Source organism: Lutispora sp. (assembly GCF_041687175.1).
Taxonomy (GTDB): domain Bacteria; phylum Bacillota; class Clostridia; order Lutisporales; family Lutisporaceae; genus Lutispora.
The window spans coordinates 1-10,628 of the sequence record NZ_JAWLCK010000094.1 but is presented as its reverse complement, the minus strand read 5'-3'; the positions used below and the strand labels follow the sequence as shown (position 1 = coordinate 10,628).

10 protein-coding genes are annotated in these 10,628 nt (G+C 38.4%); 1 reads left to right on the top strand and 9 read right to left on the bottom strand.

Annotated features, from left to right (window positions below):
- Positions 1-272: 272 nt before the first annotated feature.
- From ACESM9_RS11940 to ACESM9_RS11915, 6 genes are all read right to left on the bottom strand, one after another.
- On the bottom strand, positions 273-953 hold the full coding sequence (locus ACESM9_RS11940) for a DUF554 domain-containing protein (protein WP_372998819.1): 681 nt from the start codon (positions 951-953) through the stop codon (positions 273-275).
- The gene (locus ACESM9_RS11935; RefSeq protein ID WP_372998816.1) at positions 950-1,858 is read right to left on the bottom strand and encodes a DNA-3-methyladenine glycosylase family protein; all 909 of its coding nucleotides are present in this window, start codon (positions 1,856-1,858) and stop codon (positions 950-952) included. Before ACESM9_RS11935 ends, ACESM9_RS11940 begins: the two co-directional genes overlap by 4 nt.
- Positions 1,859-1,877: 19 nt before the next feature.
- Positions 1,878-2,714, bottom strand: coding sequence for a hypothetical protein (locus tag ACESM9_RS11930; RefSeq protein WP_372998813.1), 837 nt, complete (start codon positions 2,712-2,714; stop codon positions 1,878-1,880).
- Between the two features lie 102 nt (positions 2,715-2,816).
- Positions 2,817-2,945 (bottom strand): OadG-related small transporter subunit, encoded by a 129-nt coding sequence (locus tag ACESM9_RS11925; RefSeq protein ID WP_372998810.1) that lies wholly within the window; start codon positions 2,943-2,945, stop codon positions 2,817-2,819.
- A gap of 12 nt (positions 2,946-2,957) precedes the next feature.
- Complete coding sequence (locus ACESM9_RS11920) at positions 2,958-4,058, bottom strand: sodium ion-translocating decarboxylase subunit beta (protein ID WP_372998807.1); 1,101 nt, start codon at positions 4,056-4,058, stop codon at positions 2,958-2,960.
- Positions 4,059-4,380: 322 nt separating this feature from the next.
- Positions 4,381-5,037, bottom strand: a complete 657-nt coding sequence (locus tag ACESM9_RS11915; RefSeq protein WP_372998804.1) for a redox-sensing transcriptional repressor Rex — start codon at positions 5,035-5,037, stop codon at positions 4,381-4,383.
- A gap of 260 nt (positions 5,038-5,297) precedes the next feature.
- Between ACESM9_RS11915 and ACESM9_RS11910 the strand changes: the two genes are divergently transcribed.
- Positions 5,298-7,208, top strand: a complete 1,911-nt coding sequence (locus ACESM9_RS11910; RefSeq protein ID WP_372998801.1) for an ABC-F family ATP-binding cassette domain-containing protein — start codon at positions 5,298-5,300, stop codon at positions 7,206-7,208.
- Between the two features lie 9 nt (positions 7,209-7,217).
- Here ACESM9_RS11910 and ACESM9_RS11905 read toward each other — a convergent pair whose 3' ends face one another.
- The 3 genes from ACESM9_RS11905 to ACESM9_RS11895 all read right to left on the bottom strand — a co-directional run bounded on the left by ACESM9_RS11905 (position 7,218) and on the right by ACESM9_RS11895 (position 10,370).
- A complete protein-coding gene (locus ACESM9_RS11905; RefSeq protein ID WP_372998798.1) occupies positions 7,218-7,850 on the bottom strand; it encodes a GntR family transcriptional regulator in 633 nt (210 codons plus the stop codon).
- An 11-nt stretch (positions 7,851-7,861) separates the two neighbouring features.
- Positions 7,862-8,857, bottom strand: coding sequence for an isocitrate/isopropylmalate dehydrogenase family protein (locus ACESM9_RS11900; RefSeq protein WP_372998795.1), 996 nt, complete (start codon positions 8,855-8,857; stop codon positions 7,862-7,864).
- Between the two features lie 193 nt (positions 8,858-9,050).
- Complete coding sequence (locus ACESM9_RS11895) at positions 9,051-10,370, bottom strand: DUF512 domain-containing protein (RefSeq protein WP_372998792.1); 1,320 nt, start codon at positions 10,368-10,370, stop codon at positions 9,051-9,053.
- Positions 10,371-10,628: the final 258 nt, after the last annotated feature.

Genomic DNA, 10,628 nt, shown 5'->3' with positions numbered 1-10,628 from the left:
AAGCCGTAAGGCTGGCACGGACGCCAGCCTAGGCATCCAGGACATGGAGGTCCTTTGGGTGCCGTTAGGCTTTTTGTGAGATCAAGCTATAGAACTGTCAAAGCGAACTCTTATATCTGAAGCACATGTCTAATATACCCATTTTAGTGTCTTTTAGTGGCTAAGAATGATACCCTCCGTGCTAATCCGTGGTTACCTCCGTGTAAATCCGTGTTCCTCCAAAAGACCCTAGAGGAATACCCTAATCCTGAGTTCTGAACTCTGAGTTCTAATTAAAAAAACATCATAATAATAATGGGTAAAAATATGCCCGGCAGCATATTACCTACTCTAACCTTTTTGATATCCAAAATAGATAGGGCTAGTCCAATAAGAAGAACCCCACCCACTGCAGTCATCTCACTGACCACTGCATCGCTGAGATAGGGGGCTACTACCGAAGCTGCCAAAGTTAATCCTCCCTGATATATCAAAACAGGTACAGCAGATAAAGCTACTCCAAAGCCCATGGCAGCAGCAAAAATAATTGAAGACACCGCATCTATGATCGTTTTTGCATATAAAACCTCATGGTTTCCCGATAATCCGCTTTGTAGGGATCCCATAATTGCCATAGACCCTACACAAAAAAGCAAACTTGCCGTTACAAAACCTTCAGAAAATCTTCCTCCAGTTCCCTTGAATTTGGATTGCAGTGAATCTCCTAAGTTCTCCAATCTCTTTTCTATATCAATTAATTCACCGATAAGGGTTCCCAATACCAAACTAAAAATGAGCACCATAATTTCCTTAGATTCCATAAAAAACATTATTCCCAAGCCTAGTGTAAACAATCCCAGTGCATACATGATGGAATCCCCAAACCTTTTAGGCAGGCCTTTTTTCATAAACATACCTATTATTCCGCCTGCAAATACTCCTAAAGCATTTGCAATGGCACCTGATAAAATCACTGTAATTCCCCCTTACCGCTTCCTATTTTCATCTCTCTTGCATAATAAAACAAATATTCCTGGGCAAAACCTGCCAGTCCACCGAATTTTTCTCTGGCAAACTCATGAATACTCTTCATGGGCACATCTTCATGAAGATAGAAATGCTCCGTAACTCTCTTTATCCATACATCAACAGGATATGTGTCATATTTCTCCATAGAAAAAAGCATTATGCAGTCTGCCACTTTAACTCCTACCCCAGGAACCTTAAGCAGCTCCTCGCGAGCACTATCTGCATCCAGATTTTTGATATAATCCAGATCAATGGTTCCATCCAAAACCATATTAATAGCCTGAGCTATATATTTGCATCTAAAGCCTGCTTTACATTTTTGAATGTCACATAGCTCAGCCTCAGATAGTTCCTCCGGTGTGGGAAATGTATAAAATATCTCCCCATTATACTCAATGGGCTGTCCATACATTTCCGACAGAAGCCCTATGCTTCTGGCTATCATTGGTATCCTGTTGTTTGCCGATATAATATATGATATAAGCATCTCCCAGGGCTCCTGCTTCAATATCCTGATGCCTTCTCCATATTGTATGGCAACCTTCAGAACCGGATCTTCAGAAAGCTTTTTCTTTATTTCACCATAATCTCTGCCTAGATCAAAATAGTCAAACCATATTTCATTGAAATCCTGAATATTTGTATTGATTAGTTGAACTCTTTTGTTGACCTCATCTGATTTCACATTTATCACTTTTCCAAAAGCAACTCCAGTATAGCTGCCATCAGCCTCAGGTCTCCATCTGAAGCACTGTCCGCATTCAAAAATATGCTTAGCATTGAAGTCATGAACATTATCCAATATCAAGCCATTCCTGATTTCCTTAATTATTATATTTTTTCTCTCCATATCATTCACTTCCCAGTATTTAGGCATCGCCAATATATATTCCTTTGTCCGAAAGCACCAAGCCTACAGTCCATATGTTTACAGCTATCACATTCAAGCCGGTAGCATACTCCAATCTTTCCCTGATCATCTGCTGAATATCCTTCATCATCAAGTCAAGCCTCTGTATCAGAGTCAAAGATACTTCCACATCTATTATTACACCTTCAGGTCTATTATCTATCCTCACTTTATTAACTCTCTTAACCCCTTCCAACTGCAAAGCAGAGATTTCTACCAGCTGAATCAAAGCATTTTTAGATATCTCATATTTACCGAGATAGCTGAAGGTAGGCCTTATTATAGTCTTCTCAGCCATATCCCCGGACTTTTCCCTCTTCCTGAATATTTTCAGGGAATCGATGAAATACCCGGAGAAATCCTTCTTTACCTCAACAGTTGGTACGGGTATTACATGTTTTCCTTCCACTCTTCGTGATTTTAATGCTGTATCAATCTCTGAATCAGTGGATATTTCATTTATATAAACAGTCTCACAGGGCATTGGAAGTTCCAAGGCCTTCGTTATCTGCTCTACCATTTTTTTCGATGTTCCCAGCACCAGTATCCTTTCCGGAGCTAGCTCCTTTATGGCAGCTTTAACTGTTTCTCTATGGTTTTCATCCTTGAACAAAGCTCTGCGAACAGCAGCAAGCTTAGTTTTCTCTTTTTTTGCCGAGTTGCCGGTGATAACCCTAGTGCCCCCAATCAAAAGACCATCGTCTATTATATACTGAGCATCCTTATCCTTGGCTACCATAAATGCCTTATAGCTTTTCCCTGTGCCGCTTTGACCTATGAGGGCATATACTTCCATCAGATATTGCTCCTTTCAATAAAAATGAGGACACATACTTATGCCCCCATATTTAAATTAACTATTATTTTATCATATATATTCACTTTTTAAATATACTAATTATCTGTTTTCGGGAAATATTTTTGTCAATATTGTTATTAGCATGTAAAAAATCACTATAACAATGAAAATTCCTGCCATACCATTTGCCATAACCTTTAAACTTTCATAGAATACTGATAAATTCATGATTCAACCTCCCTATTTTACCAATGCCAATATGAGTCCACCAGCAATTATTGAGCCTATCTGGCCTGCAACATTGGCACTAACTGCGTGCATTAGTATGAAGTTTGATGGATCAGCTTTCTGTGCTTCTTTCTGTATTACTCTGGAGGACATTGGAAAGGCTGATATCCCTGCTGCTCCAACCATAGGATTGATCTTTTTCTTGCTAAATAGATTCAGGAACTTGGCGAATAGAACTCCTCCTGCAGTATCAAATATAAAGGCTACCAGTCCCATAGCTATTATTTTTAGTGTATCTATGCTTAAAAAGCCTTCCGCCGTCATAGTTGAGCCAATTGTTATTCCTAAAAGTATTGTAACCAGATTAGCAAGCTCATTCTGAGCTGACTTTGAGAGCCTCTCAGTTACACCACATTCTCTAAGTAGATTCCCAAACATTAAGAATCCTACCAAAGCAGCACTTGTGGGAGCAATTATACCTGCTACCAAAGTGACTGCAATAGGAAATATTATTTTAACCCTCTTGGATATACTATTTTCCTCATATGGCATCCTAATCTTTCTCTCCTCTTCAGTAGTCAATGCTCTGATTACAGGAGGCTGGATTATGGGCACCAAAGACATATACGAATATGCTGCTACAGATATGGGTGCTAAAAGATTCTTAGCAAACTTGGTGGCTACATATATGGAAGTAGGTCCGTCTGCAGCACCTATTATTCCTATTGAAGCTGCCTCTTTCAAGTTATATCCCAACAATGCAGCCATGCTCATGGTAAAAAATATTCCAAACTGAGCTGCACCGCCGAATAGCAGCATTTTGGGATTTTTAAGCAAAGGCCCAAAATCTATCATAGCTCCAACTGCAATAAAAATCAATAATGGAAATAATTCTGTAAGAATACCTATATTAAATAGTATTGTCAGGGGACCATGTTCCCCGATGGCACCGGAAAAGGGAATATTAGCCAGAATCGCGCCAAACCCGATGGGTAAAAGCAGCATTGGTTCATATTCTTTGGTTATTGCAAGGTAGATAAGCACAGAGGCTATTACAAACATTACAATATTCCCCAGGCTTAATGCCTTAAAACCGGTAAGTAAGTCGGTCATTTAATACATCTCCTTTTGAGTTTATCATATTGTTGTGAAAATTTTGTAGACCTTGTTGAATTTTTTGAATGTTTTCATTCATATATGTAAAAGTCTGCAAGTTTTCTTTCATGTCAATGTTAACATATTTTTTCTAAAAATGATACTATGATATATATCTATTTTTTAACGAAGTCTTGATTTTCCTCCTTTGTTTCATTCTTTCCCTTTTCTTGTGTCTTATGCTTATGTATATGGATTATGTTAAGTTTGTGAAGAAACAAACCCTTAACATAGCGTCCAGGCTATGTTAAGGGTTTGTCAATCCTTTATCTACGGATCATCAAAATTTTTTTGCTTTTAGTACCTCTTCCTTTTCCTTAAGCAGGTATGATATTGTAAATAAGCTTTCACTCAAATGTACATTCTCAACTATAATATCATCGGGTACATTTACATCTGAGGGAGCAAAATTCCAAATAGCCTTTACCCCACCTTTTGCTAAAGATTCTGCCACTTTTTGACATTGGCTCTTTGGCGTACAAATAATACCTATCTCTATGTCATTTTCTTTGACGAAACTCTCCAACTCTTCCACATCATGTACTCTTATATCATTTATTTTTAATCCTATCAGCTTTGGATTTACATCAAACAATGCTTGAGGTACAAAGCCGCTTTTCTCAAAGAAACTGTAGTTAGCAATTGCTTGCCCTAAATTTCCCATTCCAACAATAACTGTTTTATAAATCTTATTAAGGCCTAATATCTCACTGATGTTCTGATAAAGATCATCCACATTATAACCATAGCCCTGCTGCCCAAAACCTCCAAAACAATTCAAATCCTGTCTTATTTGAGATGCGGTAAAACCTGTAATTCTGCTGAGATCCTGAGAAGATACTCTTTTTACATCGTTTTTCTTCAATTCTCCAAGATACCTAAAATATTTCGGTAGTCTCCTAACTACTGCCATAGATATACTGCTAAATCTTTCCATACTATCAACTCCTATTAAAAAAAGGTCTACAATCAAAAATCATATAACAAACAATATACAATATCAATTATATTGTTAATATTTTATTATATGTTTTTTTAAAAGTCAATTATTAGCAAAAAAATATTTTGTAATCAAAATATTTTTTTATTTGTATTTTACCATATATTCTTTCCATTTTCCCCTAGCATATTTATAAATCCGCATCTTTTTGGTAGAATTATAAAGAGATAAGCGAAATAGGCCTGCAGGAGGTAAAGATGATTATTTTGTCAGCAAAAGAAATCCAAAAATCATATGGTGTGGATATTATCATAAAAGAGGCTTCTTTTTCTTTACAGGAAAAAGATAAAGTTGGAGTCATAGGTGTCAACGGAGCCGGAAAATCCACCTTGTTTAAAATAATAGCAGAAATAGAAGATAGAGACAAGGGAGAATTATATAAAGGTAAAAACATAAGCATAGGCTATATGCCCCAGTTCTTAGACTTCCAATGGGATACAACATTGTGGGAGGAAATGCTGAAGGTTTTTACTGATATTAAGGATATAGAAAAAAAAATGAAGGAGCTTGAAAAAGAAATAAGCAGCATAAAACCAGGTACAGATAATGACAGACTGGATTCTCTTATGAAAGCCTACTCTTCTCTCCAACAGGAGTATGAAAATAGCGAGGGTTTTTCCTATGAAAGCAAAATCCGTGGAGTATTAAAAGGTTTAGGGTTTTCTTCTGAAGATTATGATAAAAAGGTATCATTATTCAGCGGCGGTCAGAAAACCAGAGTAGCTTTAGGCAAGGTTCTTCTGGAAAAGAGAGATATCCTTTTACTGGATGAGCCTACCAATTATCTTGATATAGAAGCGGTGGAATGGCTAGAAGGGTTTCTGAGAGACTATAAAGGAGCCTTGATGATCATATCTCACGATAGGTATTTATTGGACAGTGTAACCAACAGAACCTTTGAGATTGAAAACGGTAAGCTTACAGAATATGAAGGCAATTACACATATTATATTGAAAAGAAAGAAGAAAACAGGGAGCAACTGCTAAAGGAGTATGAAAATCAGCAAAAGGAGATAGCCCGACAGGAAGCTATTATAGCCAGGTACAGGCAGTACAACAGAGAAAAGAGCATCAGGCAGGCAGAAAGCAGAGAAAAAATGCTGGAAAAGATACAAAGAATCGATAAGCCTGAGGCTCTGCCCAGGAAGGCTCATTTTAAATTCGAGCCTAAGGTTAGAAGCGGAAATGATGTAATCAAACTGGAGAATGTATCCAAAGCCTTTGATAGGCCTTTGTTCAGAAACTTTAATCTGGAAATCAAGCGGGGAGATAAAGTGGCGTTGCTAGGCCCCAACGGAATAGGCAAAACCACATTGTTGAAAATTATTGCAGGAAAGCTGAAGCCGGATGAAGGAGCAATAAGATTCGGAACATCTGTAATTCCTGCATATTATGATCAGGAGCAGGAAAGTCTGGACAATAGCAAAATGATAATCGATGAGGTATGGGATGTATACCCTGAGCTTGATCAAACAGCCATAAGAAATGCTTTGGCAGCCTTCCTGTTTCAAGGAGAGGATGTTTTCAAGGAAATATCAGTATTAAGCGGGGGAGAAAAAAGCAGAATAGCATTGTTGAAGCTTATGCTATCTAAGGCTAATTTTCTGCTCCTGGATGAACCCACAAATCACCTGGACATGGCATCAAAGGGTGTGTTGGAAGAAGCATTATCAGGCTATGCCGGTACAGTGCTATTCATATCCCATGATAGATATTTTATCAATAAAGTGGCCAACAAAGTAGTAGAACTTACTGTTGAGGGATCTATTGTTTATAACGGAGGGTACTCCTATTACCTGAAGAAAAGAAACTTGTTCAAGGAAGCTGATGATAAGGCTCAAGAAGTTGATGAGAAAACTTCTGATGTGAAGAATGATTGGTTGAAGCAAAAAGAGGAAAAAGCCAGGGAACGGAGACAACAAAAAAGGCTGGAGATAATAGAAAAAGAAATTGCAATGGCTGAAGCCAGAGTAAAGGAAATTGATGCCCTTATGGAGGAGCCGGAGATTTTCACAGACCACATCAAATGCCATGAATTGAGTGAAGAAAAGGAAAATCTGAAAAATAAAATAGATGATTTATTTGAAGAATGGGCTGACTTGCAATAAGTCAGCCCATTACTTGATTTTTTCCAAGTTCTTTCTGGAATTATCCACATGTTCCATAACAGCTTTTTCTGCCAAGACCCCGTCCTTCTTCCTAAATGCTTCCAGTATGTTCTTATGTTCTGCCAGAGCAGCCTCTAAACGGCCAGGTACCTTTAAAGAAACATATCTGGCCCACTGCAGATATACTTGAAAATTGGTCAACATATTCCTAAGATATTTACTTTTAGCTGATTTGAATATTACTTCGTGAAAATCGGTGTTAAGCTGTGCTATCTGATCCACATCTTCCTTTGCTGTATAAAATTCCATAAGATTATATATGTTTTCCATTTGCTTTAGTTCTTCCGATGTCATTTTTTCTGCAGCCCATAATGCAGCTAAACCTTCTATTCTCTGTCTTATGGCATAAATATGATTTATATCTTCATGGGTAATACCTACGACAAACACACCTCTGTTTGGAATGCTCTCTACCAAACCATCAAGCTCCAGTTGCCTTAATACCTCTCTTATTGGTGTTCGACTAACACCGAACTCCTTTGCCAATTTCTGTTCTACCAGGCTTTGACCTCTGGTGTATTTGTCATCCAGTATGTCTTGGCGAATTTTTTCATATATCTGATTTTTCGTAAAAAACTCCATTAAATCACCTGCTACATATTGTCAATTATCGCCTTTGTCATGTCCATGGTTGAATAAGAACCGCCCAAATCTCTGGTCACATACTTGCCTTCTTTTATTACATGGCATACACTGTTGTATATTCTCTCTGACGCAGCTTTTTCTCCTAAGTGTTTCAATAGCATTACGGCACAGAGTATTGCAGCTGTGGGGTTGGCAATACCTTTACCAGCTATGTCCGGTGCTGTTCCGTGGGTAGGCTCAAATACAGCCGCCTCTACTCCGATGTTAACTCCGGGAACAACGCCTAGACCTCCTACCAAGCCAGCACTCATCTCTGAGAGCAAATCACCATATAAATTAGGCAGTACCAGTATATCATAGTTTTCCGGATTCATTACCATTTTCATAAAGAGGCTATCCACTATTACCTCTTCGTACTCTATATCAGGATATTTGCTTGCTACATTTCTTACACTGGATAAGAAAAGTCCATCACTGAGCTTCATTACATTAGCCTTATGAGCGCAGGTAACCTTTCTCCTCTTTTCCTTCACTGCGTAGCTGAATGCCATGGAGGCTATTCTCTCGGAAGCTTCCCTGGTGATTATTTTGATGGATTCGGCTGCGTCCTTTCCTACCATATGCTCTATACCCATATACAGATCCTCAGTATTCTCTCTGAAAATCACCAAATCAATATCTTTGAATTTAGTATTGGCACCTTCGATAGTCCTTATAGGCCTTATATTAGCATATAGATTTAGTCGTTGTCTCAGACTTATATTTGCGCTTCTGAAGCCTTTACCTATCTCTGTGGTACTTGGGCCCTTTAAAGCTATTCTGTTGCTTTCTATTGAATTTATGGTGTCCTGGGGCAATGGATTATTGTATTTGGCCATAGCGGCCTGTCCTATAGGTTTTTCATCCCACTGAATATTAACTCCTGCTGCCTCAATGACTGAAGTTGCTGCCTTTATGACCTCAGGACCAATGCCGTCACCGGGTATTAATGTAGCTTTATACATAGAACAACCTCCCATAAATAATTTTGTTTTTTTGTATACAATTATACAAATTGTAATAGCATTTGTCAATAAAAATTTTTATATTTATACCAATTGCAAGTAAAATTGCAATATAAAAACAAAAAGCTGCAATACCTTCTTCATTGAATCAGTTGGCTTACAGCTTTTTATTCCATATTCAGTTTATTTATATTTATTCTGTTAAATGTATTTTTATTCTCGTTTCTTCTTCCAGGTCTTTATAATGCTTGCCTGTAAGGTCTCTTCCTCTGCTATCAAACATGACGGCAGGAAGTATAATCACATCATATTCATAATTTTTTTCTGCAAGTTTCTGTTTTACATCTTCTAATACCAACAAACCACTACAGCCAATATTTCCCCCAAAATAATTATTTTCTATAATTTCTATATCCACATCTTCGTTTTTGAAGCATTCTTTTATGACCCTATAGCCAAACTTCGAAACTCCTAACAGACATCTTTTGCCTTGATTCTTCCCTATGACCTTGTTTATAGCTTCCACAGTCTCCTTGTCAATATCATAATTAAAAACAAGACCGCTTCTTTCGCCAGAGTTCTTTGGCAGAACTGTCTTTTTGATCACTCCATCAACTGAATATTCTATATCAGGATTGGCTGATGCCAATATGGCATAGTATGCATCTGCTCTGGAGAACACAGCTTCATCATTGATTCTGGTGATTATTTCTCCCCCTTTAAACCCAGCTTTATGGGCTGGTGAATCGGGAACAACTCCCTCTACTACAGGAGTCAGATCCTTCAATATGGTTGGTTCCAGAATCAGTGGTGTTTTAATCTCATGTCTCAATTTAGTTACTATGCCCCTGAGTATATCATCAATGTTGTCTGGAGGGCTGGGTATCTTACTATATCTTGTATAACCGGGCATGAATACCCTAATGGTCTCAGCTCCCCACCGAGATAAGAATCTTATAGTATCTTCTATATCCCTCTCCCCTACAAGATGGGGCATGGCTACAATGCTGCCGTTGAAGGATATGCCATAGGAGGCTATATTCTTCACTGCTTCCACCGCTTCCATAAGACTTCTGCCTCTATAGAGTTTTTCACGGCCTTCTTGGGTGCAGCTGTTCAGAGATATGTTAAGTTCTATGCCTCCAATGGATTTTAGTGTCCCTAAGGTCTCCCGATCTAAATAAACACCACTGGTGGTTATCTGTATAGGAGTGTTTTTGTACTTTTCCCTCAGCAGCCTCAGTATTTTGATGAAGTCTTTATGTATAAATGGTTCTCCTTCGCATAGCCTGGTAGCTGATTCCCCTATGATTATCTTTTTATCTTCATCCAGGAATTCCATTGCCGTAACGGCTTCATCCAGTGTCAAATCTGATACAAAAAATGCTTCTACTTCCGGTGGGTTCTGATGATGGCTGCAAAACACACAGGAAGTAGCACACCGGCTTGTCAAAGCCAGTATGTTATACCGGCTGGCCGCTTCATATATCATATGTAACGGAGCTTTTTGCATATATTGTTCTCCTTTCAGGCAGTTCTCTAGGGTCTTGACTCGTGACTCGAGACGCGTGTTTGGGTATACCTCTGGGGTCTTTTGAAGAACACGGATTTACACGGCAGAATTTTTTCAAAGACACTAAAAGACACTAAAGCGTCCATATGAGATATGTGCTTTAGATATAAGAGCTCGCTTTGGTAGTTCTATAGCTTGATCTCACAAAAAGCCTAACGGCACCCAAAGGACCTCCATGTCCTGGATGCCTAGGCTGGC

Excerpts from the sequence above, each read along its gene's own strand:
- ACESM9_RS11935 (WP_372998816.1), bottom strand. The coding sequence starts at position 1,858 with ATGGAGAGAAAAAATATAATAATTAAGGAAATCAGGAATGGCTTGATA.
- ACESM9_RS11930 (WP_372998813.1), bottom strand. The coding sequence starts at position 2,714 with ATGGAAGTATATGCCCTCATAGGTCAAAGCGGCACAGGGAAAAGCTAT.
- ACESM9_RS11925 (WP_372998810.1), bottom strand. The coding sequence starts at position 2,945 with ATGAATTTATCAGTATTCTATGAAAGTTTAAAGGTTATGGCAAATGGT.
- ACESM9_RS11920 (WP_372998807.1), bottom strand. The coding sequence starts at position 4,058 with ATGACCGACTTACTTACCGGTTTTAAGGCATTAAGCCTGGGGAATATT.
- ACESM9_RS11915 (WP_372998804.1), bottom strand. The coding sequence starts at position 5,037 with ATGGAAAGATTTAGCAGTATATCTATGGCAGTAGTTAGGAGACTACCG.
- ACESM9_RS11910 (WP_372998801.1), top strand. The coding sequence starts at position 5,298 with ATGATTATTTTGTCAGCAAAAGAAATCCAAAAATCATATGGTGTGGAT.
- ACESM9_RS11905 (WP_372998798.1), bottom strand. The coding sequence starts at position 7,850 with ATGGAGTTTTTTACGAAAAATCAGATATATGAAAAAATTCGCCAAGAC.
- ACESM9_RS11900 (WP_372998795.1), bottom strand. The coding sequence starts at position 8,857 with ATGTATAAAGCTACATTAATACCCGGTGACGGCATTGGTCCTGAGGTC.
- ACESM9_RS11895 (WP_372998792.1), bottom strand. The coding sequence starts at position 10,370 with ATGCAAAAAGCTCCGTTACATATGATATATGAAGCGGCCAGCCGGTAT.